This is a genomic window from Paenibacillus methanolicus, from assembly GCF_008124765.1.
Taxonomy (GTDB): domain Bacteria; phylum Bacillota; class Bacilli; order Paenibacillales; family Paenibacillaceae; genus Paenibacillus_Z; species Paenibacillus_Z methanolicus.
On the sequence record NZ_VNHS01000009.1, the window covers coordinates 351,814 to 377,378 of the forward strand.

Sequence of the window (25,565 nt, forward strand, 5' to 3'; positions counted from 1 at the left end):
ATGCGGTTCAAAGACGTGTTCGCCATTATCGGGCCGGTCATGATCGGCCCATCCAGCTCGCATACGGCCGGCGCCGCTCGCATCGGCCGGGCGGCCAGGCAAGCGCTCGGCGAGCCGCCGCTTGTCGCCGACATCGTCCTGTACGGCTCCTTCGCCGACACCGGGCAGGGACACGGCACCGATACGGCGATCGTCGCCGGACTGCTGGATATGGACACCGACGACGCGCGCATCCCGGATGCGTTCGGCGAGGCGGAGCGGAGCGGGCTTGAGGTCTCGCTTCGCATGAGCGATGAGACGCAGCCGCATCCGAACACGGCCGCGATCGTCCTGCGCGGACCGTCCCGGCGGATATCGCTCCTCGGCCGCTCCATCGGCGGGGGCAGCGTGGAGATCGCCCGAATCGACCGGTTCGCCGTCAAATTCACGGCCGTCTATCCGACGCTGCTCATATTCCACGAGGACCGGGCCGGCGTCATCGCGGACGTTAGCGGCATTCTCCGATGCGCGCATGTGAACATCGGTTACATGACCGTCGATCGCGCCTCGCGCAGCGGCTCGGTCTTGACGGTGATCGAGTGCGATCAGGCCGTCCCGGCGGACGCGCTGCCCTTGATCCGCGGCCTGGCCGGCGTAAGCGATGTGAGCGTCGTCGATCTCGCGGCCAAGGAGGTACGTTAACCCGATGAGATTCGCGACATTGACGCAACTGAAGGAACTATGCGGCGAGCTAGGGGTGCCCATCTCGCAAGCGATGATGATCGAGCAGGCGCGGGAGACGGGCCAGACGGGGGCGCACATCTTCGAGCAAATGGCTGCTTACTATCAGATAATGAAGGAAGCGGTCGCTCGCGGGCTCGGCCCCGGCGTCCGGTCCCGCAGCGGATTGACCGGCGGGGATGCCAAGCGGGTCAAGGACTACGCGGAACATGAGATGCCGTCGCTAGGCGGCGAAGCGGCCAAGGCGATGGCTTACGCGCTGGCGGTGTCCGAGGTGAACGCATCGATGGGCAGGATTATCGCGACGCCGACGGCCGGCTCGTGCGGCATCATCCCCGGCGTGTTCGTCAGCGCCCAGGAACGGTTCGGCTGGGAAGACGACGTACTCGTTCGCGGGTTGTTCGCGGCCGGCGCGATCGGGTACGTCATCGCGAACAATTCGTTCGTATCCGGGGCGGAGGGCGGCTGCCAGGCCGAGGTCGGCTCCGCGATCGGGATGGCGGCCGGCGCGCTGACCGAGCTGCGCGGCGGCACCCCGGAGCAAGCCGTGCATGCCGTCGGGCTGGCGCTGAAGAATTCGCTCGGCCTCATCTGCGATCCCGTCGCCGGGCTGGTCGAGATTCCGTGCATCGTCCGCAACGGCTTCGGCGCCGTCACCGCGCTCGCCGCGGCCGATATGGCGCTGGCCGGCGTCGTCAGCGCCATCCCGTCCGACGAGGTAATCGGCGTCATGCTCGAGGTCGGCACGGCAATGCCGGCGAAGCACCGGGAGACGGCCAAGGGCGGTCTCGCCCAGACGCCGACGGGCCGGCGCATCATGAAGGAGCTGTACGAGAAGGACGGGAAGGAGGGACGGACGTGAAGCTGCTTGAACGGGCCCATGAGTTGGCGCCCGAATGGATCGCGTTCCGCCGCGAGCTCCACCGTTATCCGGAGCTGAGCTTCGCGGAGAGCGAGACGGCGGAGCGCGTCGCGCGGGAGCTTGCGCGACTAGGCATCTCCTATCGCAAGGGGATAGGCGGGCATGGCATCGTCGCCGAGATCGTCGGCGAACGGCCGGGACCCTTGATCGCCCTGCGCGCCGACATGGACGCGCTGCCGATCGCCGAGGAGGCGGAGCTTCCGTTCGCCTCGGAGAAGCCCGGCGTCATGCACGCTTGCGGGCATGACGCCCATACGGCCATGCTGCTCGGCGCGGCCGAACTGCTCGCCGAGACGCGGGCATCGTTCGCCGGGCGGGTGAGGCTGCTGTTTCAGCCGGCGGAGGAGATGAACGCCGGCGCGAAGGCGATGGTCGCGGATGGCGCCTTGGAAGGCGTATCGGCTATATACGGGCTTCACAATCTGCCGACGCTCGCGGCCGGATGCGCGGCGGTCGCCGCCGGTCCGATGATGGGCTCCGTCGACCGCATCGAGATCGCGATCGAGGGTAAGGGAGCGCACGGGGCGATACCCGATCAAGGCATTGACCCGATCGTGTGCGCGGCCGCGCTCGTGCAGTCGCTCCAGACGATCGTCAGCCGCGAGGTGTCCCCGTTCGCGAACGTCGTCGTGACGATCGGCAGCATTCGCGGAGGCGAGGCGAACAACGTCATTCCGAAGACGTGCATGCTAACCGGCACCGTCCGCGCGTTCGACGCGGACGTGCAGCGGCGGCTGCCCGCCATCGTGGAGCGCATCGTCGCCGGCATCGCGGCCAGCTATCGATGCGCCGCGCGCCTGGACTATATCCCGCAAGTGCCCGTACTGGTCAATGAAGCGCAGTCTGCCGAGCTTGTCCAGGGCGTCATCGACGAGACGATCGGGGCGGGGCGCCGCGCTCCGCTTCGCCCGACGCTCGCGGGGGAAGACTTCTCGCTCTACCTCGGCGAGGTGCCGGGCTGCTTCTTCTGGCTCGGATCGGGTCCGCTCCAGGACGCGGAGCTGGCGTACGGCCTGCATCATCCGAAATTCACGTTGAACGAAGACTGCATCCCCGTCGGCATGGCGCTGCTGGCCGGCATCGCCCTGCGCGGGCTGCAGCGCCATCGAGAGCCATCGGCGGAGCGCGATAGCGGCGCTGCAAGCGGCTATGGGAATGAGGAGGCGCCATGATGATCGAATTGCTGCAAGAGAAGCATATCGACGAGGCGGTATCGCTATGGAACGCGGAGCTCGCCGGATCGTATCCGCTTCGCTCCCGGCTGCTGCGCCAGAATGTGCTGGCGGATCCGCACGTCGTGCCGGAAGGGACGCTGGCGGCGATCGATTCGCGTACCGGCGAGCTGGTCGGCTTCGTCGTCGCCAAGGCATCCCGCCGGGAGGACGAGTCCTATGGACTCGCCCGCGGGAACGGCTGGATTCACGCGCTGTTCGTCGCGCCGGAGCGCAGAGGGCAGGGCATCGGCACCGCCTTGCTATATCAAGCCGCCTTGGTGCTGCGGCATAAGGGCGTCGACCGGGTTGCCCTGGGCAACGATTTGCACCGCCGCCTGTTCCCCGGCATTCCGGACGAGCTGGCCGAGACGCAACGGTGGTTCGAACGAAGAGGGTTCCGTTACCGCGAGACCGCCTTCGACATGATCAAGACGTACGGGCAGGAGGAGCTGGTGCCCATGCCCGCGCTAGGCGAGGCGGCGTGCAGAGTCGCGGAACCTCAGGACCAAGCCGAGCTGGAAGCGTTCATGAGCCGCTGCTTCCCCGGCGCGTGGGATCTCCAGCACCGCGACTATTGGCGGCAAGGAGGAACCGGACGGGAATACGTGCTGCTGGAGCATGGCGGCAAGCTGATCGGCTTCTGCCGCATCAACGACTCGGCCTCCCCGTTATTGGCGCAGAACGTGTACTGGTCGCCGCTGTTCGAGGAGGAACTGGGCGGGATCGGCCCGCTCGGCATCGACGAGGCGTACCGGGGACGCCGATACGGTCTCTCCATCGTGCAGGCGGCCATCCATACGCTGCAGGCGCGCGGCATTCGCCGGATCGTCATCGACACGACGCCGTTCGTCGACTTTTACGGGAAGCTTGGTTATGAAGTGTGGAAGACGTATGCGAAGTATGACAAGACGCTGGCGTGACGCGAACATGCGGCCGGTCCGGCATTGCACGCGAGGAACCTTTCCTTCACGGATCGAGGCGATGAAGCGCCTCCTCCGGGATGGAGAGGTTTTTTTGCGTTTTAATAAAACGCTATTGACTGGACACCGAATGGTGTCCTATAATTAAACCAGACACCAAATGGTGTCCAATTAAAAAAATCAGTTGAACATGCTCAACCAGAATAAACGCGACTCAACCACAATGAGGAGGAATTGAGATGAACAAAGTGATCGGCACGGCAACGACCGCGACAACGGCAACCCAGGTTCGAGGAAAGGCGATCGCGTATTGGACCGTCACGCTGCTGTTCGCGGCGTCGATGACGATGAGCGGGATCGGACAATTGCTGCAATGGGAAGGAAATCTCGAATTGGTGGCGAATCTTGGATATCCTGTATACGTTTTGACCATTCTTGGGATATGGAAGGTGCTCGGCGCGATCGCGATCGTCGTGCCCGGGCTTGCCCGGCTGAAGGAATGGACGTACGCCGGCTTTTTCTTCCTCCTGACGGGGGCGGCGTTCTCCCATGCGTTCGGCAGCGAGACCGGCGTCGATGCGTTCTCCATTATCCTGCCGCTTGTCTATGCCGCGCTGAATATCGCTTCGTGGGCGCTGCGTCCGAAGAGCCGGACGCTGTAAGAGACGCCCGTAATGACCGGTCTCCCTTCGTGCCAACATGAGTGCAGCTGCGGTAAATTAATTTATTGGAGGGACTGTCGTGAGCGAGAACAACCAGTTGCGGGACGTGTTTGATGCGATCGCAGATCCGACGAGGCGCCGACTGGTTCGTCTGTTAGCAGAGGCCGAGGAGGTTCCGCTGCATGAATTGACGGCACAGTTCGATATGGGCCGCACGGCGGTATCCAAGCATTTGACCATCCTGAAGGAAGCCGGACTGGTCCATGACCGCAAAGTCGGCCGCGAAACGCGATATCGGTTAAACGCCGCTCCGCTTCGAGAAGTGCAGGATTGGGTGGCTTACTATAACAAATTCTGGCATGCAAATTTGCTGCGCTTGCAGCACCTATTAGAGGAGGATGAAGAATGAGTTTAACGTTAAATTTGGATTTTCAGTACACGACGACGATCGAGAAGCTGTGGACCGCCTTGACCGATTCGGGCAAGCTTGCGAAGTGGATCGCCAACATCCACACCGGCCAGCCGATGGAGAACGATTTTCAACCCGTCGTCGGCTATAAATTTCAATTCCGCACCCAGCCGAGCGAGTGGTGGGACGGCATTATTAACGGCGAGGTGCTGCTCGTGGAACAACCGAATCGGTTGTCCTATACGTGGGGCAGCGGCGATGAGGTCCACACGATTACCTGGACGCTGCAGGAGCTGGAAGACGGCAAGGTGAACCTGCATCTCGAACAGACCGGGATCTCCAACGCGCCAGCGTTGAACGGTGCCAAGTATGGCTGGACCAAATGGTGCGGCGATCTGGAACAGGCGCTGACGCAATAGTTCAAGCCGATGCGAACGCGGCAAGCCCATAAAATGAAGAGGAGCGCTCATGGATGACGACTCGCGTAACCAATCCCAAGGTGGATGGATTCATAAGGAAAGCCAAAACGTGGAAGGAAGAATTCGAGAAGCTGCGCGAGATCGTGCTGAACTGCGGGCTGAGCGAGGATATCAAGTGGATGCATCCTTGCTACACGCTCGAGGACAAGAATATCGTGCTTATCCATGGTTTCAAAGACTATTGCGCGCTTCTGTTTCATAAAGGCGCCTTGCTGCGCGATCCCCACGGCATCTTGATCCAACAGACGGAGAACGTGCAGGCCGCGCGCCAGCTTCGGTTCACGGGCTTGCAGCAGATCATCGAGATGGAAGCGACCATCGAAGCGTATATTAACGAAGCGATCGAGGTGGAGAAATCCGGCTTGGCCATCGAATTCAAGAAGAGCGAGCAATATGCCGTTCCGGAAGAGTTCCAAGCGAAGCTGGATGAGCGCGCCGACTTGAAGACGGCTTTCGAAGCGTTGACGCCGGGGCGGCAAAGAGCGTACCTGCTGCATTTTTCGGCGCCCAAACAAGCCAAGACCCGGGAGGCGCGGGTGGAGAAATACATGCAGCAGATTCTCGACGGCAAGGGATTGAATGATTAGCGACGAATGGTCTTGCGTGCAGCTGGAGGTTGCCGGCAACAGTTCGTCAAGCCACGCGTCGATGCGAACATAGCGTAACCCGGCGGCCGGTCCATGCGATCGGCTGCTTTTTTGGCGTTGGATGCATGTGCGGGTAGTGTGCAAAAGTAGGAAAAAGCGGTAATCTAGTGATATTCATTTTATAAAAGGAGGGCGATGCAGTGGCTCCCAAACATATCGTATCCGCGGCGGCGATCGTCGTGAACGAGCGTAACGAGATTCTATTGATCAGAGGGCCTAAACGAGGCTGGGAGATGCCGGGCGGGCAGGTGGAAGAAGGAGAATCAATGAGAGACGCCGCGATCCGGGAAACCAAGGAAGAGAGCGGCATCGACATCGAAGTGACGAAGTTCTGCGGCGTTTTTCAAAATGTAGGCGCTAGTATCTGCAACACGCTGTTCTTGGGCAGGCCCGTCGGAGGTGAATTAACGACGACTCCGGAATCGCTGGAAGTCGGGTTTTTCCCAATCGACACCGCATTGGAGATGGTCAGCTGGGGCAATTTTAAGGAAAGAATCGAGCTTTGCTTGGATGAGGCTAGTCATCCGATCTATGTGGAGTTTTCCATTCCGCTTAAGGAGTGCTAGTGCGCATTCAACCTGGCATTGCTAGCGGGAGAATACTGCTCGACCTTTTCTCTCGATGGCAGTCGCGCAAGAAAATTCGGATTCGCGAAAAAGCCGCCAGACCGACCTCGGCAGAGGAGTCCGACGGCTTTTTTCCATGACAGGGGAGAACCGTCAATACTGCTCTTGTATAAGACCGGCGGCGATAATTGTGCCAAGCGCTTCGTCGGCCGCGGCCACCCGGATCACATTGTCGGTGCTGATTCGCTCGCGCTGCAGCGCCTCGATCATGGCCGGACTGGCCTGTTCAGGCGCGAGCATGGCGGCGGACCAAGAGGCCCAGAAGCGCGACAGTCCCTCGCTGCATTCGATCCTCTCCTTCAGGTGGGGAAGGCTGAGCGGACCGATCCGCATGAGCGTGAGCGCTGCCGCCATCTGCGTCTCGTGCTTGTCGTCGCCAAGCAGTTCGGCCAGTGCAGGAATGGCTTCCGCGGCATCCGCGCCGAGCTCGCCGAGGACGACCGCCGCCATCGTGCGCAGATCGCCGTCGTTTTTGAGTACCCGTATGAGCGCCGGAACCGCTTCTTTGCCAGTCCGTTTCATCGCGATTACATCCTGAAGCAAAGCGTCCGGTTTGTCCATCGGGGGCATGAGATCGCGCCGCTCATTCCTTTGATTAACGTCCAACATTCCACTTCCTTTCGCCTTCTGACCCTCTAGGGTTACCCTTAGTTTCAATTCGCCGCCCGTAGAATCCTTCGTTCAATCCAAATCTTAACAAAACTTAATCATTGCACTGAACCGAGACTCGGCGTTAAGTTGGAGTTCCAAGTTATGGTATAGTTTAGGGGCATTCACAACGTGCTGGAGGTGGAGGATATGAAAAAGGTCTGTTTAGAATCCAACTGGTATGTTGTAAGCGAGGATGGAACGGAATTCAATTCTGAACAGCTATACAGGACCGGCGGAAGTAGTTTGCAGGCAGAACTTATAAACTCATTTGATGGAGAAATTCTTCGACGCATACGGCTTGAATCGGACTGTAACGATTTAACATTGGTATTCAATAAGCTTGTTCTAAAAACAAAGGTTAGTAATCCATCCGTTTCTCAATCCTGGTTTATTATTGACGACAGATTGAATAGGAAATTTAGTGCAAAACCGAATAGTATTTCACTGATGCAACTATAGGTCGGTTAACCAAACATAAAGGGAGCAGATCGGCGCTGCTCCCTTTCACAGTTTCTGGCGGCGACCGGTGGCTTCAGCCAATCGGTCATACGGCGATTTTCTCAATGCTAGCAAATTCGCTACATAGTTGCCGTCTCGGAGCATAGTCTGAATGGAAGGAATACTAGGCGAGGTGAAATGATGACGAAGAGGATTGGCATTATCGGGAACGGCGTGGCCGGATTGCAGCTGGCCTATGCCTTGAAGCAGGAATTTGACGTGACGTTACATCATTACGAGGACCCGGCGGACATTCGCCAAGGACGAATTCGATCGACGCAAGTTCATTTTCATCCGGCGGTGGAACGGGCGCAGCGCATGCCTGCCGTGGATGAAGCGCCGTTGATCCAAACGATCCATTTCAGCATGGGCGCGCAAAAGTTATTCGTAGGCCGACTCGCCGGCCCGGCCAAGTCCGTTGACCAGCGTCTGGCTTTCGCCGCGGGCATGTCCGATCTAATGCGGCAAGGCGTGGTTTTCCGCAAAGACCGGGTGATGCCGAATGAAATCGGGTCGTTGGCCGAGACCTACGATCTACTCATCGACGCGACGGGCAAGGCCGGACCGTTGTTCCCGTTCCCCGTCGAACAAGAGCTGACGCCGCTTCAATCGCCGCAGCGGAAGTGTATCGTCGGCTATTTCACGGGCGTATCTCCCGTTGCGCCTGCGGGAGTTTCGATCACTGTTCTGCCCGGAGCCGGCGAACTATTCGAAATTCCGGCCTATACGGAAAAGGGCCCGGTTACCATTTTATTTATTGAAGCGGTGCCCGAAGGACCATTGGACGCATTCAAAGGGATCAAGTCTGCTCCGGATTTCGAGGAACGCATGCGGGCAACGGTTCAGCAGCATTTTCCCGCGATTGAAGCGCGCATCCATGCGGAGCATTTTGCGCTGGTGGATCATGGCGCCTATCTCCAGACGGCGATTACGCCCGTAGTCCGGCGGCCGTATGCGATGCACGACGATAAACTCATCCTAGGGTGCGGAGATAGCGTCATACTGGCGGATCCGATTACAGGTCAGGGGTGTAATACCGCCTCCTATTGCGCGGAACAGCTCGTAGCCACTCTCTTGGAACATCAGGAGTCTCCTTGGGATGAACAAGTCGGCCTGGCGTATTGGAGCCGTATCCGTCCCTACGTGGCGGCGGTGACGGACTGGACGAATGCGATGCTCGGTCCCATGCCGGGGCATATCGTCCAGCTGTTGATGCAAGCGGCCGGCGACCAGGAGACGGCTGATCGCATTGCCCATTGGTTCGAGCAGCCTTCAAGCGCTTACGCGGCTTTTTTTCAATCGTCCGAGAGGTCGTGAAGCTTCCAGGCGAACCGTGTCGAGGCCTCACTTACTTTTACTGTCCGTCAACGCCTACCGCTGAATCGTTTGATCGCTTCCTCGGTCACCGGCGCGAAGAGGTTAATCAGATTGCCGTCGGGATCGCGAAACAGGGCAGCGCGGTTCCCCCACGGCATCGTGGTAGGTTCCTTTACCCACTCGTCGACAAACGGCTTCAAGCGCTCGTATTCGGCATCGACATCGTGGACGCGGAACTCGATGATGACTGTGCGATTGTCGGCCGCCGCTGCGGAACCGGCGCCGAACAGTTGCACCGTCTGGGAGTGGCCGATCGCCAAGGTGCACGATGGCACAACGAGTTCGGCAAAGACGGGCGCGGGGCGTTCCGCCGCAACCCCCAGGACTTTCTCGTAGAACGAGACGAGACGATCCACGTCGTCGGTAATGATGCGTACAGAAGCGAAATTCACAAGATATCATCCTTCCTATATTTAATCAAACCGTACCGTATCCTATCATTTTGACCCAGCATATTTCGCATGTATTTCCCTCTCCTTCATGTTTGCTTACTCGGATTATAAAGAAACGCTACTGACAATAGGATGTCAGTAGCGTTTTAATATTTTCTGGGCTTACGCCCGCATTCGATTTCGGAATGCGTCAGCACAGTCTAAGATTAGAGAAATTATAGCTAGTGAGTACCACCGAACCATACAAGCACAGCTACTCCCAATAGACCGACCCACCCAGGATGTTTCGCCTTTGTACCAATCAAAATCAAAACCGCCCCAACAAGCATGGAGGCTGCCACGGTGTTTTCAAGTACTCTGAATGTACCGCTGACCAATGACTGTTGGGCAAGCCATAACAAAAGGATGGCCATGCCCCACCCAAAGACAGTCAGCACATGCCAGCTGGCCCAAAGAATGCGCACGTTGGATTCTCTCAGTACGTTTCCGCCATCTGTCGGTATGAAACCACCGCGCCTCATTCTTCGAAATATCAGGATCTCGCCTAGTACGGAGTGGATAAGTCCAACTACAAAAGCGAGGACTGAAGCGGATAAAAGGTACCCGTTCATTTTTTGAATACACCTCCTATAAAACCCATTTGATTACATCTTATCATTACGCAGCTAATACGGATCAAGGAAATTCGATATCGTAAACTCCCTTGGTGGGTTCGCTCACGTTTGGGCGAGCAGACGGGTTCAGGTGTGCTGCACGCACGTAATGGATGTATCTGTTTGCAAAGGTGATAAGGTAAAGGCTGGGATGTGATTGCAAAGTCGTAAACAACGGATACGCAAGACACCAGTACATTTATATCGGCGTATGGAATGATGAAAGGGGCCGCTGCGGATACGTTTTGATCTGAAGGCTATAGGAGACTATCTAAAAGCACTTGGTGATGAGGGATAATATCTTTAGTTGGCATTGAACTATTGGGAAACGAGTTGAATAAATCCTCCGTGGCAGCTGGTCGACGATCGGCTCCCTTTTTGTTACGTTAAAGGGCAGGACACTTCCAATACATGGTATTATTTATTTGGTGGGTTAAGATAAATTTCTTGAAGATAGGGGGAGGACAAAGTAGAAAGATGGATTTCGTTATTCTTCTTCATCCCGGGATTAATTGGGTTGTTTTTCCCTTCCTTCGGCTGGTATTTAAGAGAAGGTTGGAAAGTTGATGGCGACTCAGAACCCAGTGATGCCTATATCTTTTGGTCTCGTTTTGGAGCAACTATTGCCATTTTGCTTGGTCTATACGTTCTCATTACAAGGAATATCGGTCCAATATTTAAATACTAATTGACCATAATCCTTTGAGCTATCGGAGATGTTAGTTCGGAGACGGAAGGAGTAATTCGGGTGTTATGGATAGTGGTGTTAATGATTGCCGTAATAATTAGAATACAAATTCGCCTTAACAATTTGGAGAAAGAAGTGAAGAAATTAAAGGGTGAAAAGAATTAATTAACTGCATGCTGTTTTGGGTGTAACCAGATACGATTATATGTCGTTCAACTACCGGGAGACGTTAGTTCAGCAATCAGGGAGCAGTCTGCCGCCGCGACAGCTACTCTTTCTATTGTTAAGCTATCAGGAGAAAAACGCAAAGAACAGAAGTTGCTAGCGTCCAATAACTGGTTGGTGAAATACAAAGGGAGTTGAATGAGAAGGATGACAGCATTTTCCCATTTTGTTGTGTTTGGGGTATCGAGCGAGCTAATCAGGGAACAAAACAAAAGGATATCATCTATCAGAATGAATATGTAACGGCATTTATAGCGAGCAAATGGTGGCCAAACAATAAAGGACATGTTCTTGTTATACCTAATCAACATTTTGAAAACATCTTTGACCTCCCCGTGGATTACGCTGGTGAAATTCATCGTGCCGCTCAGCTTGCAGCGTCAGCAATGAAAAGTACATATGGATGTGACGGGATTTCTACGCGGCAACATAATGAGCCTGCTGGCAACCAAGACGTGTGGCATTATCATCTTCATGTTTACCCAAGATATGTGAACGATCAACTATATCTAACAAAGGGTACTCAGTCCGATCCAGATGAACGCTCTTTCTATGCTGAAAAGTTGCGTTCTTGGATAAAGGAAAACGTTTAAGTTCTAGAAGGATTGAATGATAGCACTAAGGCAAATATTCAGTTGCCTTTCTCATTCACGAAGCAATCAAATTTCGTGTAGATTGTCCCCTAAAATAAAGCTGCAATAGAGGAGTGACAAGTATGAAAAAACACGTTGCCTTATTCATCGGGCAAGAATACCCGGGGTGCCAGTTAGAATGGGCGAGGATGATATCAAGCTTGAGAAGTTCGAAAATCACAATCCTGCAAAAGCGTATGATATCTATGTCCGGCTGAATCGGGGCGACATCACGAAGCGGCAATATTTGGAGGAGATGATAGAGGTTGAGTATCAGCAACTCCGGGAACTGTATCAAGCTGCTGAAGACATGGGTGGTCTTGAAATGGACTTTGTCCGTCATTCGCTGATGAAGTTGTTCTACGTCTACGTTGAAGGCACGCGACGAGATGAAATGCCGGATGTGATTCTAGAGCACTTGCAAGAAAACCAGGGAGACAAAGAGTCGAGAAATTGGCTAATCGATTGGATTCTGGCCGAAGGCGAGCATGCCGAAGAGCTGGGCATGGATGGCTAACGGGTGTGTTCACGCCCTTACTGAAAAAAATGTTTAGGGGGGAAGATATGCATGATACTTAAGAGAAATGCTGCTTTGCTAATCATCATCTTGGCAATGAGTATTCTTTCAACTGGTTGCAATATATTTTCAGGACCACCAGAATCTGAAGAATCGGTTAAACAGAAAGCGGTCGCTCATCTTATTACAAAAGGCTACAAAGAAAATGAGTTTAATATCGAAGTTAAATATAATAAATTAGGAGAAGGCAAGTTCGGAGGTCCTTACGCCATTAATGTAGTTTTTAACGATGAGCCGAACGTAATTTATACTTATAAATATAACTATAAATCAGAAAACAAAGATATAACTCAAAATGGCGTTGCTCCTATGGAAGGTAAGGATGATAAAAATTTTAAACATGCGGAGTAATTCCTTGTTACGTCATCCACCTAACGAAATACGATAACTTATTAAACCGCCCTTTACGGGGCGTTTATTTTTGGCTAATAATCAACATGGAGATTAACATATCCATATTTATCAAACCAGTTAAACGGTGAGATTAAGCTCTAACGGTAAACTATAGCTCAAAAATTGACACGACGGCAGCCGGCACCTGATGCTCGGCTGCCGTTCTCTTAACAAAGCAGCATTAGTTCGTGTGTGCGACGGCGCTGATTTCGATCAGTTGCTCGGGAGCCGCGAGGTAGTTCACGCCGATGCAGCTGCCGGCCGGCCTATGTTGTCCGATGTATTCCTTGAAAAGACGAATGCATGGCTCGAAATGCTCTTGCGCGTTTGTCAGATAGACCTCTACATAAGCGAGGTTCGACTTCGTGACACCAAATCCCGCCAGCACGCGATCGAGATTTTCCAGTGTCTGCCGGGTCTGCGCCTCGATATCTCCCCCGCCAACAAACGCTCCTTCTGTATCGTGGGAAAACTGTCCCGAAATGTAAATGGTGCCATTGACGTTATAGCCCTGGGTGATGCCGTGATCCCAGAGATCGTGATTGTAAGTTTTAACATTAATCATATTTTTCGCTCCTTTACTTCAAAGTAAGGCTAGTATAAGATGAGCGAGAATATAAATATAGTACGCACTTTATTGATAGGTACTATCAGAAAGGATAGTGGAACTATGGGTATGGCTGAGTATAAAGGCAAAGTTAAAAATATTCAGGATACGCCTTTTGGCTACACGTTGTCAGTTATCGGCGGCAAATGGAAAATGGTTATTATGTACCTCCTAGCAGAAAACCAACCGGTTCGCTTTAATGATCTGAAAAGACAGATCGGCTCTATTACGTATAAAACTTTGAGTGCACACCTTAAAGAATTAGAAGCGGACGGTATGGTGAAACGGAAAGAGTATCCTCAAGTCCCCCCTAAAGTCGAGTATAGTCTTACAGATAAAGCGGAAACACTCTTACCTGTTTTGGAACAGTTATGTGAGTGGGGAGTTAAATATCAACCATAGACATGATTGGATTTCACTATCGCGGAACGACAGTTGAATAACTACCCCGCCTTATATGGAGCTAAATGAATGACTTGAGTAAGGGCGCAGGCACATTTAATTGTGCCTGCGCCCTTGATGGTTTTTCACTCCAGATATGCCTCCGGATATAAGTACCGATGCAGCCTTGCTAAGATCGTGCTAGCTTGCTCGCGGGTCAACGTCTGCTTGGGGTAGAACTTTCCTTCGACTCCGACCATCACCTCGAATTCGCTCACGGCTTGAATCGCCTTCAGGCTTGCTTGGGATAGGCCCGCAGTGTCGGCGTAGGCGATACGATCAGCGCTTCCGAATACAGGGAGAGTGCCGGCATGCGCCGACATGACGGCTGCTTCTTCCCGCGTGATCGCCCGATCCGGCTCGAATCGCCCAGAGGGGCGGTCCGTTAGGCCAAGCTCTGCCGCTTGGATGATGGCGCTGCCGTACCATTTGCCGGGCGGAACGTCTTGGAAAGGAGATTTGGCAGTCGATCGATCATTCGCTCCATGCACGAGACGAAGCAGCATCGTAACAAATTCAGCGCGCGTCAGCGCTTTTTTTGGTGCTAGTATGCTGCTTTGCGTGCTCCCGCCTTGAATTAATCCGAACGTAAGCGCATTCGACATTCCGTCTGTTGCCCACTCGGATACCTGCGCACGATCCTTATAGGAAGATAGCTCGGGTGCGGATACGGTCAAATAATACAGACGTTTGGCTGCTGCAGGTACGGTGCCGTTCCGGTATCCGATCATGGTTACGACATGAACGCCAGGTGCCAAACCGTTCCAAGCGGTTACCCCCTTCGCATCGGTTATTTTCTTCTTGCCGTCGATGATCACAGTTATGCCGGAAGCAGGTAATCCGCCCATCGTGGGATTCGACATATTAACCGTTAGCTTGAACGGTGTATGGGCGGATGGCCGCCCTGTAGCCGTCTGTCCGTTATAGATCCACTCCTCTTGAATTTGGCCGATAAGCTCGGTTTTATCGTTGCCGTAGTACAGCAGCAGCGTCTCGCCTTCCTCGATGTAGAGAGGGCCCGCCGCATTTTCTTCAAACATCCAACCGCCGAACCGGCCATATACGGCGGACCGCCAGCTATCCTTGCCTCCATAATGCCCGTCTTTAATTCCGGCAATTGAGGTCAGTACCTGCTGTCCCGAAGAATCCGTCTTCGTCTCATAGGCAATACCGGCATTCTTCAAATAGGAGATCGCGCCATCGAGGGCCAAGGAGCCGCTCGGGATACGGCCATGCGCGACCGTTCCTTGCGGCCCTTCAATCTGGATGTTCGCACTTCCGACGGATGGATTCGAAAGATCGGTCAGCCTGCCTTCCCCGTTGATGTAGAGCTTGTAAGCCGTTAGCGCAAGATACGCCTGCAGCGTAGCCGCCATGTGGAGCGGACCGTTTGCTTTCTCGGAGAAGCCGCCCCCATCAAGTTGCCTAGACAGGAGATGATGCAGAACCGATTCTCCGCCGATGCGCGCGAACTGTGCCGCATCGATGCGCAGCGAGGAAAGGGCGATGATAACTTGTGCCGCCGCTTGCGTGCTGCCATGGAAACTGCCGTCATTCGATTGCTGCGCTTGCAGCCAATCGAGCGCACGCTGTACGGAAGAAGACGGAACCGTCTCTTGCTCGGACTGCACTGGAGATAGAGCGATTAACGCTAATGCGGTCGATTGGACGCCTCCTTCCTTGCTGCCTTCATCAGGCCAGCTGCCATTAGCGAGCTGCTCCTTCTGGATGCGATCGAACAACCTGTCCGAGTACCATGACGTTCTGGCGAAAGGCGAATACGAGCGGGAAAGCGTCGACACGAGATAGGCGGATACTAGTCCTGCCATCCCTTCTTCGGTCATGGCCGTGTGATTCATCGCCTTCGTATACAGATCGATGCCGGCGATATCGTTGATGCTGCTTCCGCCTGCCGCCGCGTAGGCAATCGTAGTGCGCGTCAGATCTATCAGCTTGTCGAATTGGCCGCGGTTGTTTAGAATCAAGTCTGCTTTCGCTTCCTTGAACCCTTCCGGTAAAGCGTGTCCGTTCTTAGCAAAACCAATTGCTGCCCAATCGGGAAACGGCTTTTGGTTGTACAAGAGCTGCTTCGCTTTTTGTAACGCGGACTCCATGTCCACAGTAAATGCCGATGAAGGGGTTGAACTACTGCTCTTCACTGCCGTACCGACGATTGGAGCGGGCTCCCCGGCAGAGGCCGCTGCAAGGGTACCGCTTTGCAGAATCATGATGCTAATGGTCAAAAGGGCGCTTAACCCTGCAGCCAGCTTGTTTAATTTGAATCGGGTCATTCCTTTCTTCCCCCTTTCTGAACACGCATGCTTTGGTCATATTAACGCGCCGCTGGAAGAAATTGTTGCAGCGCATGCTGCATAGTACGACGTGCAAAGCAAGAAGCTCTCCAACGTCATCAATCGCTTAAAGTCTTACTAGCGAAAGAGATAAGCGTTGACAGATGCAATATCTTCCATTATATTTTTACATAATGATAACGATAATCATTATCAATATTCGCTAAGGAGCAAATCATCCATGAGACAATTTTACTTACCCTGTATTTTTGCACTTGTTCTTATCCTCTCCGCTTGCGGCAGCAACGCCACAAATTCAGCCTCTACCGCCACAAATTCAGCCTCTAATGAGGCCGAGTCGGCGACCATTACATACCAATCCGAGTCCGGGCCAATCGAAGTTCCCGCTAATCCGCAGCGAGTCATCGCGCTTTCCGGTTTTCCTGGCGATGTCCTTAAATTAGGAGTGAATGTCGTTGGCGTAGATTCATGGTCGAAGGCCAATCCCACTTTCGAAGAACAGTTAAAAGATGTCCAAGAAGTATCCGCCGAGAATCTGGAGACGATCATCGAATTGAAGCCGGATCTTATTATTGGATTATCCTCGATTAAAAATATCGATAAATTAAACGAGATTGCGCCTACCGTAACGTATACATGGGGCAAATTGGACTATTTAACCCAACACCTGGAGATCGGCAAGCTCTTAAATAAAGAACAAGAGGCACAAGCGTGGATCGATGATTTTAAACAACGCGCACAAACAATCGGTGAGGATGTTCGCGCAAAGGTTGGAGAAGATGCGACCATCTCTGTATTTGAAACCTATGAGAAGGAAATCTTCGCATTCGGGGATCACTTTGGCCGTGGAACTGAAATCCTGTACCATGAGATGGGATTGAAGATGCCCGAGAAGCTGAAAGCATTCATCTCGGAAACAGGCTACAATACCATATCGGCAGAGGTGCTCCCGGAGTATGCGGGGGATTTTATCGTCATCAGTAAATACTCGACCGCCGATAATTCATTCCAGCAAACCGAGACGTACAAGAATATTCCCGCGGTAAAAAACAATCGCGTATTCGAGCTTGACGGGAGAAGCTCCTCCTACACCGATCCCATCACGTTAGAAATGCAACTGGAATTTTTCAAGAAGTCATTTTTAGACAACTAAACCCGGCGGAAGCTGAAACCCCTTGATTGTCGGCGATGGACTCGATCCATCGCTTTTTTTGTTACCCTGCGTTCGCTCATCTATCGGATCGGTTTGGAGTAAAATGGAAGGGATTGGGGATCGGCACACAAGCAATAGGGTTGGCTAATCGCGGATTTAACGTAACGGGTACGGATTTAAGTTCGGCTTCCATAGAAAGAGCAACCAAAGAGGCAGAAGCTTTCGGGGTTAAGATACACTTTGGGGTAGCTGATTTTCGTGCATTAGATGAAGATGTTTCCGGCCTGTATGATGTCGTACTTTCCGCAGACAATGCAATCCCACACTTACTGACAGATGATGATTTATATCAGGCTTTTTTCACCTGTGGCTAAGCAAGTCGCGGGTATCATACGGAGAACGGAGCGAAACCCATGCGCGTGACAAGTGAGAAGTTCACCGAGAAAGGCGTCGGATTACGGAATGAGGACGCGATTATTTCCCATCCCGGCGCCCGAATATTCGGAGTCTTGGACGGCGTATCTTCCTTGGTCCCTTATCTGAATGCCGAACAGGAAACGGGCGGCTATATAGCGGCGAATCTGGTGCGAAATTATTTCGAATCTGTGGACCGCCCAGGCAGCTTAAAGGACCGCCTCATGGAAGCGAATGATCGGCTGAGGGAACAGATGGTGCTCGCTCATATTGATATGGAGAAAAAGGAAGAGCTTTGGGGAACCGCATTGGCAATCGTTCATATTCAAGACGATGGCATGGAGTTCATCCAGACCGGTGATTGCATGATACTCGCGGTATATGCGGACGGTGAGGTTCGCCCGTTAACCTGGAGACAGGTTGCCCACTTAGAAGCACCTGCTTTCACCCAATGGGAGGAAGGAATAGCGAAAGGCTTGAAGACCCAGAAGCGGCTTCATGAGACGGTCATCGATACGATAATCCAGAACCGCTATCGGTCGAATACGGACGGCGGCTACGGGGTTTTGAATGGGGAGATGGATGCCGCCCGCTATTTCGAATATGGGAAAATCAATCTAACCGGCCTCCAACATCTGATCCTGCTGACCGACGGGATGTTCTGGCCAACCGCGATCGTCCCCGAACATGTCTCGTATTGGACGTTTGTGGCGCATCGCATCTTGAACAAAGGCCTGCAGCCGTATGCGAGGGAGTTGATCGAGCTCGAAGAAGCCGATCCCGAGTGTATTCGCCATATCCGCTTTAAAAAATCGGACGATAAGACGGCGGTCGTAATTCGTTTGTAGGTGTCGATGCGCCAACCACTAGTCCCCATTCAGGGATAATGAACACGGTGACGATGATAGGTATATGGCGGAAAGCGGGTTCATTGCCCTTCACTTGGGCAGGGAGCCGGCTATTCGCAAAACGGACCTAGAAGGAGCGCATCGAGTTGAGCCAAAAGAGATCGAGAAGGAAGCATGCCGCATTGTCGAGCGTCGTCGCCGTTATGGTTGGGCTGTCGGGGATCATTCCTGTATATGCCGCGGAAGACGAAATGGGAGGCAGCGTTCTCGCCGTGCCCGAGTTTCGGTTCGCAATGTTAGCCGATGGCGGAGTCAAGGCGGATCTCAGCTGGGGCAAGATCAATTCAGCCGTGCAATATAAAATTTATCGTTCGGATACGCCTTTCGGGGAATATGCCGAAGTGGGCGTTCTCAATGAGGATGACCTCAACGAGGATGACAAAGAAGATATGATGCGTCGTTATACGGATCAGGTCAGCGTGAGCGTAGGCGGCCAAACTTATTATTACCGCGTGTCGGCCCTCTATTCAACCGATGACGAACAGCTGATCGAATCGCCGTTGTCGAAATATCCGGTTGCCGTCACGATCGTCAAGCCGGTTACCGAAGCAGATCCGTTCCCGGTCTATACCGTTGACGCCACCGCATTCGTCAACACGGACTTGAAGCATCTGTCCCAAGACTATACGTTCGTGCTGTCGCTGCCGGGCACGGTCGAAGAGTCGATTCCCGAGGATGCCGTCACCTTGACAGGATTGCCGGCAGGGTTCGCCTACACGGTTCAAAAAGGGCAAATGGACAATCATCTCGAGGTCGTCCTCAGCGGCGAAGGCGCGAATGGGCTCGTGACGCCGGTCTATCCCGTCGTGTCGGTGTCGCCGAGCGTCGTCGGCGAAACAGGCGAGAGCGTGGAAGCAACGGTCAACCTGCTGCCGCTCGACGAGCAGCCGGGTCAGCAATACTACGGGGAAGGCGACAAAGGCTTCCATATCGGCATCGACGGCTCGTTCCCATCCTCGTTCGCGGACGCGGAGGACGTGCCGGTTGACCTGCCGGCCATCTGGCTCGAACTTCATGATGCGGACTTCGATGCGGAACAGCTGGAGCAGCTGAAAGCCGACGGTATCGTGAAGTTCAGCAGGAAGGGCGAAAACGGCGAGACCGTCGATGTGCCGCTCAACGTGGAGCAATTCGCGTCCGTGGAGTACGAGGCGAACATCCAGGAGATTCGCGTCACATTCGAAGGCTTGCTCGATTCCTCCGCTACGTATGAACTTACGCTTGCGGGCGGCGAGGCCGGTATCAAGGATTATGCGGGAACGCCGCTGACGAACAACTTCACAGTCTCTTTTGATGTTAACAGCTACATGAATAACAATGGGAAGCCGGCGATTATGAAGACGGACGTCTATCCGTTCGCTGCCAGGTTAGCGTTCTCGGATACGGTCAATCGCGCGGACGTGTTGAATAAGAGCAACTACGTGCTCGAGGTGGACGGACAACCCGTGGACGCTTCGCGGCTGATGCTCAAGTACTACCCTTTCGACAACGCGGTCATGATCGATGGCCTCATGCTGGATAAGGACGCGATCGGCAAGGCGAACTATTCGCTCAAGGTCAGCGGCATTCGTAACCGTTCCGGAATGGCGATGGACGAAATCACCTTGAACGGCGTCATCCAGGATCCGTCCGAACATAAGGGGCCTTCACCATCGGAAGATCAGGAGGAAGCTTCGAACGGATACGGCATTCATGGCGTCGTTCGGGCAAACGACGAAGATCTGCGGCTCGCCGGCGTGAAAGTGAAGATCACATCCCTGGAGACCGGGGATTTCAAGATGGACACGACCAATGAACAAGGCGAATATAATTTCCCGGATGTGCCGTTCGGCGACTACTCGCTGGAGACCGAGCTCGTCGTCACGGTCGGAGAGCAGCAGTATACCGGCGTGCTGAAGGAGTCCGTAACCTTGGATCCCTCGGACGAGAATCTCGAAGAAGATAAGGGCATGACGGTGGATCTGTTCCTGGAGAAAGCCGGGGCGAACGCGTCGGGCTCAGGCAGTAAATCCGGTTCGAGTTCCGCTTCCGGTTCGCAAGTCAGCTCGAGTTCGCCTTCGTCGGCAACGACGCCGACAGACGATATGAAGCAGCCGACAACGACGCAGCCGGCAATAGCCGCATCGCAAGAGCAGGTTAAGCCGGCAGCCGTACCGGTCCAGCTGGATTCGGCCGCGGTGAAAGTGGTGCAAGCCGCCAATGGCGAGAAACGGGTAGAAGCCGCGGTGAACGCGAATCAACTGGCCGCCGCGTTCGAAGCCGCGCGCGTCGCTCCGGGCGGAGGGAATCAGCCGACGATCGCGATTAAGCTGGGCACGGACGAGCCAAGCGTCAAGGCGGCGCTCCCGGCACAGGCGCTGCTGCAAGGGGCAAGCCAAGCCGGCGGTCAAGCGGTCGTCGCGCTCGAAACGTCCTTCGCCAGCTACGATCTGCCCGTACAGGCGCTGCAGCTGGACGCGCTTGCGAAGCAGCTGGGCGTCCCGATGGGCGACATGAACGTATCGATAACGATGGAGAAGCTGAGCGGCGAAGATTCGTCCAAGGTCGCGGAGCAAGTGAAGGCGCTTGGCGGGGAGCAGTTGGCGGACCCGATCGATTTCGGCATTAAGGTCGAAGCGGGCGGCAAAGCGCTCGACATCCACGACTTCGACAAAACCTTCGTATCGCGTACCGTTCATCTAAACAAATCGGTTGATGCCAGCCGGGCAACCGCCGTCATGTACAATCCCGAGACGGGCAAAATGACGTTCGTGCCGGCCGTCTTCGAGGAGAAGGATGGCGTAATGACCGCCACGATGAAGCGGACGGGCAACAGCATCTATACGGTGATCGAGGCGGACAAGCAGTTCGCGGATACGGCTTCGCATTGGGCGAAACAAGAGATCGGCCTGCTGGCTACGAAGCAGATTCTAAGCGGGGATGCGGACGAGCGGTTCAACCCGGATACGATCGTAACGCGGGCCGAATTCGCGGCGATGCTCGCCCGCAGCTTCGGCTTGAACGGCCAGCCGGAAGCGGCCGGCAAGTTCAAGGACGTGACCGGCGCGAATTGGTATGCATCCGAGCTCGGCGCCGTCGTCAAATTCGGCCTCGTCCAAGGCGGCGCCGACGAGACGTTCTCGCCGCAATCGCCGGTGACGCGCGAACAGATGGCGGTCATGATCAGCCGGGCGATGGAAGCGGCGGGACATAAGCCGGACGCAGACGGCGGCGTCATTGCCGGCGCGTCCGACGCCGACGAGATCAGCGCATGGGCGAAGACGTCCGTCGCGCAAGCGGTCAACGCGGGCATTATCCGCGCGGATGCGGGGGGCAACCTGACGCCGGCTTCGCCGGCCACGCGCGCGCAAGCAGCGGTCATGATTACGCGCGTGCTGCAGCAGATCCATTTTATCAACTAAGCAGCAGGCAAGGATAACAACGAGCCGGACAGCCCATAGGGCGTCCGGCTTTCTTGTATTTGCGGGGAGAAGGATAATTTTGGGAGGATGTAGAACTACTCTCATAGATATTCTATTCCAACAGGGGACCTCCTTTCATGGCCTACTTACCGATTCTGCACGAGAAGAGCAAGCAGTATTATTGGCGAGGTTCCGGGGCGCTATCGATCAAAACCTTCCGCAACGGCTGGGCTTACTACAATACCGGACGCGGCCATTATCGGGTCGAAGAAGGAACGTATTTACTGCTTAATCGCGGCCAAGAATACGCCATCACGATCGATTGGGAGACGGAAGTCGAGTCGTTTTGCGTGTTTTTTCCCGAGGGGATGGCGGAGGAAGTACTCCGAACTTGCATCACTTCGAGTGCCGCGCTGCTGGACAACCCTTTCGAGCAGCGGTCTCCCTCGTCGTTCGAATTTGTAGAGAAGACGTATCCAACCGATAATGCCGCGTTATCTCCTCTGCTTCAATCGCTGCGGGTTTGTTCGGGGGATGACTTATGGGTAGAAGAGCTGATGCATGCCATTCTGCAAGGACTTCTCACGATTCATGGGCAAGTCTGCCACGACATGCGGAAGCTGCCGGCGTTACGCGCTTCGACAAGAGAGGAACTTTACAGACGCATACAGACGGGTCATGAATATATGTCGGCCTATTTCGATCAAGAGATCGGGTTATCGGACATCGCGCGCGCGGCCTGCTTGTCACCCAATCATTTTCTGCGTAATTATAAACTTCTGTTCGGGTATTCCCCGCACCGGTTTATTGTAGAGAGGCGTCTGCGCGAGGCGAAAAAATTGCTCCTATCCACCAACGAGACGGTGACGGAAGTGTGTATGCGCGTCGGCTTTCAAAGTCACGGAACCTTTACTAATTTATTCGCAAGACGATTTGGCGTTTCGCCTGCAGTATTCCGCAAAAAAGGTGATATTGAATAAGTCGAGGCACGCCGATATCGATTACACTGGAATAGTAATCCAACTGTCAATGGAAGGTGGAGTAAACGTGATCCAGGAATTTTTCGCCGCGGCCCGTTCGGGCGATCGGGAGCAATTACAGCTGTTGTTGGAGCAGGATGTTACGCTGGCCAAAACGGAGAATGAAGACGGCTTGACGCCATTGGGCTTCGCCGCGCACTACGGGCAGGCGGGGGCCGTGAAGGTGCTGTTGGCGCATGGCGCCGAGGTTAATGCGGTCTCCCATTCGAAAGTTGCCTACATCCCCTCGAATACCGCCCTTCACGCCGCGATCGCCGGCAAACGGGATATGGAAGTCATCCGCGTGCTGTTGATGAACGGCGCCAACCCGAACATATTCGATAGTAACGGACATACGAGCTTACATACGGCAGCCTTCCATGATGACAATGCGGAGCTGATCGAATTATTGCGGGAGCACGGTGCCGATGTGGAGGCGAGGATAGAAGGCGGCGTAGACGCCGGTGCCCTTGCGAAGGAGAGAGGCAATCTTCGCGTCGCGGCGGCACTGGAGCGCGTCGAGTAATTTTGGCGCGATGGCTTCATGCCATTGGCTGCGCTTTTAGGGAGGGATGAGGTCGCATGGGGATATTCGATCGATTCAAGAAAAAAGAGGAAGAGCGTGACCCGCTCCGAGCGATCATAGCTAACTTGGATTGCGAATGTCGGATCATTCATGAGAACGATGCGCAAGGCGTCATGGCGAAATACCGTCAAGCTTTGCTAGAAGGAGAGAAAGAAGGATATACCCCGCTTATCATCGTCCCTTCGGAGACGATCGCTGACCACATCGAGATGATGACGAGTAAGCATGATCGGGAATCCATCCTTGCCCGAGCGAATGAGTTGGATGCCGCAGTGTTACTAAAGAGACTCGTTGCGGAGTCTATGCCCGATGAGGAGGAGGACGAAGAGTTTGATCTCGCCGGCGAGTTTGAGATCGAGGAAGCAAAGTTGAATCATTTTGTCTCCATCCCCGAGGTGCTCAATCAGAGCATCATCCTTGCCAAAATCCCTACGACTAAACCTTGGGAAGCAGCCGCTTGGATCCCGATGGGCGGGTTCAATGCTTGTCCGATGCCGGAGGAACAAGTCGCCGTGTTCAAATACTGGTATGAGAAATACGGAGCCAGTCCGGGATTAGTCACGCGCGATGTTTGGGAACTGGTTGTCGAGCACCCGCCTGGCACGCAGGAAGAAGCCGAGAAACTAGCATGGGAGCATTTTGGATTTTGCGGCGACATTGTGTGGCAAGGCGTGGGGACGGTCAACTTGCTGGCTGGTTCGCTTCTGGATTCTCCGTACTGGTATTTTTGGTGGGATTAAATCGGATAGCGGAAATAAAGAAGTTAGATGATCCAAGCAGGGAGCAGGTCGCCTAGGCGCTGCTCCCTGTTTCAATCAAGTAACGGGCCGGCTCAACGATTCTCAAGCCGTCGGCCTGACGACGAGCTCGCTCACGTCTACCCCCGCCGGCTGCTCGATCGCGTAAGCGATAGCCCGGGCGATGGCGGATGCAGGAAGCGCATGGCGACGGTATGTCCTCATCAGCTCCCTGGCTTCGCCGTCCGAAATGCTGTCCGCGAGCTCGGATTCAGTCACGCCCGGCGACACGAGCGTCACTTGGATGTCGCGTCCCGTCTCTTGCCGCAAGCCTTCGGTGATCGCGCGCACGGCATACTTGGTGGCGCAATAGACCGCTGCCGTCGGCGAGACTTCATAGGCCCCGATGGAAGCGACGTTGATCATGTGGCCGAATCCCTGCTTCTTCATGACGGGCAGCCCGGCGGCAATGCCATGCAGCACGCCCCGGATGTTCACGTCGATCATCCGGTTCCACTCGTCGATCTTCAATGCTTCTAGTGGGGAGAGCGGCATCACGCCGGCATTGTTCACGACGACATCGACGCGGCCGAACCTGCTTTGGGCCAACCGAATCATAGTCCGCATCTGATCAAGCTCGGTGACGTCCAGCTGTTGATAGACCGCCGAACCGCCATCCGCCTGAATAGCGGCTGCCAGCGACTCCAACCGCTCGACCCGTCTTGCGCCTAGGACGACATGCGCACCTAGGCTCGCGAGCAGCCTCGCCGTCGCTTCGCCGATCCCGCTGCTCGCCCCCGTAATGACCACTACTTTCCCTTTTACCGCTGACATTGCCATCTCTCCTTTTTGTTCGATCCGCTTCAAGCATGCTACTGCGGCTACTTCTCCCGATAGAGCACCATGCCCGCGTGGTAGAGCACATCGTCGCGAAAATCGCCGTCGGCCGTGAAGCCGGTATCATCCACGTATTCGATATGATCGCCTTCCAGGGAATAGCGGCCTTGGTAGGCGCTCTTGCGATTGCCGCGGGCTTCGTCATACCGGCCGTCCGGCAGCAGTTCATGCCGGATGTATCCATCCTTCGTCACCCACATGCCGACATAGCGATGCGATTGGGGATTGCCGTTGTTCATGTCCGCCTCTCCTTTCATAGATAGGAACCGATGCGGTCGCTCTTATGCATACCGCTTGTTACAATTTCATTATGGCTCCGATCGCGGAAGCGGCGGTAGCCGGATATTACGTTGGTCTTGCCTAATCCTCCAATGGATTTTATTGTTAAAGGTAAGCAATAACAAG

At 54.6% G+C, this 25,565-nt stretch carries 29 protein-coding genes; 23 read left to right on the plus strand and 6 right to left on the minus strand.

Annotation, left to right across the window (positions count from 1 at the left end; translation table 11 throughout):
• From sdaAB to BCM02_RS24040, 9 genes are all read left to right on the plus strand, one after another.
• Entirely contained in the window at positions 1-681 is a 681-nt protein-coding gene (sdaAB, locus tag BCM02_RS24000) for an L-serine ammonia-lyase, iron-sulfur-dependent subunit beta (protein ID WP_148931653.1), read from the plus strand.
• Between the two features lie 4 nt (positions 682-685).
• On the plus strand, positions 686-1,582 hold the full coding sequence (sdaAA, locus tag BCM02_RS24005; RefSeq protein ID WP_148931654.1) for an L-serine ammonia-lyase, iron-sulfur-dependent, subunit alpha: 897 nt from the start codon (positions 686-688) through the stop codon (positions 1,580-1,582).
• Complete coding sequence (locus tag BCM02_RS24010) at positions 1,579-2,814, plus strand: M20 metallopeptidase family protein (RefSeq protein ID WP_148931655.1); 1,236 nt, start codon at positions 1,579-1,581, stop codon at positions 2,812-2,814. Before sdaAA ends, BCM02_RS24010 begins: the two co-directional genes overlap by 4 nt.
• A complete protein-coding gene (locus BCM02_RS24015) occupies positions 2,811-3,776 on the plus strand; it encodes a GNAT family N-acetyltransferase (protein ID WP_148931656.1) in 966 nt (321 codons plus the stop codon). The genes BCM02_RS24010 and BCM02_RS24015 overlap by 4 nt, the downstream gene beginning before the upstream one ends.
• Positions 3,777-4,015: 239 nt before the next feature.
• On the plus strand, positions 4,016-4,438 hold the full coding sequence (locus BCM02_RS24020) for a DoxX family protein (RefSeq protein ID WP_148931657.1): 423 nt from the start codon (positions 4,016-4,018) through the stop codon (positions 4,436-4,438).
• A 79-nt stretch (positions 4,439-4,517) separates the two neighbouring features.
• Positions 4,518-4,847 (plus strand): ArsR/SmtB family transcription factor, encoded by a 330-nt coding sequence (locus tag BCM02_RS24025; protein ID WP_148931658.1) that lies wholly within the window; start codon positions 4,518-4,520, stop codon positions 4,845-4,847.
• Entirely contained in the window at positions 4,844-5,266 is a 423-nt protein-coding gene (locus BCM02_RS24030) for an SRPBCC family protein (RefSeq protein WP_148931659.1), read from the plus strand. The genes BCM02_RS24025 and BCM02_RS24030 overlap by 4 nt, the downstream gene beginning before the upstream one ends.
• Positions 5,267-5,319: 53 nt before the next feature.
• Positions 5,320-5,913 carry a YdeI/OmpD-associated family protein gene (locus tag BCM02_RS24035; protein ID WP_148931660.1) on the plus strand — a complete coding sequence of 198 codons (594 nt, stop codon included), beginning with the start codon at positions 5,320-5,322 and terminating at the stop codon, positions 5,911-5,913.
• 200 nt (positions 5,914-6,113) lie between these two features.
• On the plus strand, positions 6,114-6,539 hold the full coding sequence (locus BCM02_RS24040) for an NUDIX hydrolase (RefSeq protein ID WP_148931661.1): 426 nt from the start codon (positions 6,114-6,116) through the stop codon (positions 6,537-6,539).
• Between the two features lie 153 nt (positions 6,540-6,692).
• On the opposite strand, the gene BCM02_RS24045 is transcribed toward BCM02_RS24040, so the two are convergent.
• On the minus strand, positions 6,693-7,121 hold the full coding sequence (locus tag BCM02_RS24045) for a HEAT repeat domain-containing protein (protein WP_187434382.1): 429 nt from the start codon (positions 7,119-7,121) through the stop codon (positions 6,693-6,695).
• A gap of 768 nt (positions 7,122-7,889) precedes the next feature.
• Between BCM02_RS24045 and BCM02_RS24050 the strand changes: the two genes are divergently transcribed.
• Positions 7,890-9,065 carry a styrene monooxygenase/indole monooxygenase family protein gene (locus BCM02_RS24050; protein WP_148931663.1) on the plus strand — a complete coding sequence of 392 codons (1,176 nt, stop codon included), beginning with the start codon at positions 7,890-7,892 and terminating at the stop codon, positions 9,063-9,065.
• A 47-nt stretch (positions 9,066-9,112) separates the two neighbouring features.
• Here BCM02_RS24050 and BCM02_RS24055 read toward each other — a convergent pair whose 3' ends face one another.
• A complete protein-coding gene (locus BCM02_RS24055) occupies positions 9,113-9,517 on the minus strand; it encodes a VOC family protein (protein WP_148931664.1) in 405 nt (134 codons plus the stop codon).
• 1,170 nt (positions 9,518-10,687) lie between these two features.
• On the opposite strand from BCM02_RS24055, the gene BCM02_RS36500 reads away from it, so the two are divergent.
• From BCM02_RS36500 to BCM02_RS24080, 4 genes are all read left to right on the plus strand, one after another.
• On the plus strand, positions 10,688-10,858 hold the full coding sequence (locus tag BCM02_RS36500) for a DUF6199 family natural product biosynthesis protein (RefSeq protein ID WP_425466200.1): 171 nt from the start codon (positions 10,688-10,690) through the stop codon (positions 10,856-10,858).
• A 359-nt stretch (positions 10,859-11,217) separates the two neighbouring features.
• Positions 11,218-11,676 carry an HIT family protein gene (locus BCM02_RS24070; RefSeq protein WP_246183529.1) on the plus strand — a complete coding sequence of 153 codons (459 nt, stop codon included), beginning with the start codon at positions 11,218-11,220 and terminating at the stop codon, positions 11,674-11,676.
• A gap of 178 nt (positions 11,677-11,854) precedes the next feature.
• Positions 11,855-12,232, plus strand: coding sequence for a hypothetical protein (locus tag BCM02_RS24075; RefSeq protein WP_148931667.1), 378 nt, complete (start codon positions 11,855-11,857; stop codon positions 12,230-12,232).
• 51 nt (positions 12,233-12,283) lie between these two features.
• A complete protein-coding gene (locus tag BCM02_RS24080; RefSeq protein ID WP_148931668.1) occupies positions 12,284-12,643 on the plus strand; it encodes a DUF3139 domain-containing protein in 360 nt (119 codons plus the stop codon).
• A 223-nt stretch (positions 12,644-12,866) separates the two neighbouring features.
• On the opposite strand, the gene BCM02_RS24085 is transcribed toward BCM02_RS24080, so the two are convergent.
• Entirely contained in the window at positions 12,867-13,250 is a 384-nt protein-coding gene (locus BCM02_RS24085) for a RidA family protein (protein WP_148931669.1), read from the minus strand.
• A 105-nt stretch (positions 13,251-13,355) separates the two neighbouring features.
• On the opposite strand from BCM02_RS24085, the gene BCM02_RS24090 reads away from it, so the two are divergent.
• A complete protein-coding gene (locus BCM02_RS24090; protein ID WP_148931734.1) occupies positions 13,356-13,694 on the plus strand; it encodes a winged helix-turn-helix transcriptional regulator in 339 nt (112 codons plus the stop codon).
• Positions 13,695-13,819: 125 nt separating this feature from the next.
• Here the strand turns inward: BCM02_RS24090 and BCM02_RS24095 are convergent, their stop codons facing one another.
• Positions 13,820-15,718, minus strand: coding sequence for an S-layer homology domain-containing protein (locus tag BCM02_RS24095; protein ID WP_187434383.1), 1,899 nt, complete (start codon positions 15,716-15,718; stop codon positions 13,820-13,822).
• Positions 15,719-15,845: 127 nt separating this feature from the next.
• Between BCM02_RS24095 and BCM02_RS35410 the strand changes: the two genes are divergently transcribed.
• The 8 genes from BCM02_RS35410 (at position 15,846) to BCM02_RS24130 (ending at position 24,266) form a co-directional block, all read left to right on the plus strand.
• Positions 15,846-16,109 (plus strand): hypothetical protein, encoded by a 264-nt coding sequence (locus BCM02_RS35410; RefSeq protein ID WP_187434384.1) that lies wholly within the window; start codon positions 15,846-15,848, stop codon positions 16,107-16,109.
• A gap of 156 nt (positions 16,110-16,265) precedes the next feature.
• A complete protein-coding gene (locus BCM02_RS24100) occupies positions 16,266-17,198 on the plus strand; it encodes an iron-hydroxamate ABC transporter substrate-binding protein (RefSeq protein WP_148931671.1) in 933 nt (310 codons plus the stop codon).
• 113 nt (positions 17,199-17,311) lie between these two features.
• Positions 17,312-17,572: a class I SAM-dependent methyltransferase gene (locus tag BCM02_RS24105; RefSeq protein ID WP_246183530.1), complete on the plus strand. Its 261-nt coding sequence runs from the start codon at positions 17,312-17,314 to the stop codon at positions 17,570-17,572.
• Positions 17,573-17,611: 39 nt separating this feature from the next.
• Positions 17,612-18,460, plus strand: a complete 849-nt coding sequence (locus tag BCM02_RS24110; protein WP_148931672.1) for a protein phosphatase 2C domain-containing protein — start codon at positions 17,612-17,614, stop codon at positions 18,458-18,460.
• Positions 18,461-18,606: 146 nt separating this feature from the next.
• Positions 18,607-21,921 carry an S-layer homology domain-containing protein gene (locus tag BCM02_RS24115; protein ID WP_148931673.1) on the plus strand — a complete coding sequence of 1,105 codons (3,315 nt, stop codon included), beginning with the start codon at positions 18,607-18,609 and terminating at the stop codon, positions 21,919-21,921.
• A gap of 137 nt (positions 21,922-22,058) precedes the next feature.
• The gene (locus BCM02_RS24120; protein ID WP_148931674.1) at positions 22,059-22,901 is read left to right on the plus strand and encodes a helix-turn-helix domain-containing protein; all 843 of its coding nucleotides are present in this window, start codon (positions 22,059-22,061) and stop codon (positions 22,899-22,901) included.
• 67 nt (positions 22,902-22,968) lie between these two features.
• A complete protein-coding gene (locus BCM02_RS24125; RefSeq protein ID WP_342791332.1) occupies positions 22,969-23,466 on the plus strand; it encodes an ankyrin repeat domain-containing protein in 498 nt (165 codons plus the stop codon).
• Between the two features lie 56 nt (positions 23,467-23,522).
• Positions 23,523-24,266 (plus strand): DUF4253 domain-containing protein, encoded by a 744-nt coding sequence (locus tag BCM02_RS24130; protein ID WP_148931676.1) that lies wholly within the window; start codon positions 23,523-23,525, stop codon positions 24,264-24,266.
• Between the two features lie 102 nt (positions 24,267-24,368).
• On the opposite strand, the gene BCM02_RS24135 is transcribed toward BCM02_RS24130, so the two are convergent.
• The gene (locus tag BCM02_RS24135; RefSeq protein ID WP_148931677.1) at positions 24,369-25,097 is read right to left on the minus strand and encodes an SDR family oxidoreductase; all 729 of its coding nucleotides are present in this window, start codon (positions 25,095-25,097) and stop codon (positions 24,369-24,371) included.
• Between the two features lie 47 nt (positions 25,098-25,144).
• On the minus strand, positions 25,145-25,399 hold the full coding sequence (locus BCM02_RS24140; RefSeq protein WP_148931678.1) for an Atu4866 domain-containing protein: 255 nt from the start codon (positions 25,397-25,399) through the stop codon (positions 25,145-25,147).
• Positions 25,400-25,565: the final 166 nt, after the last annotated feature.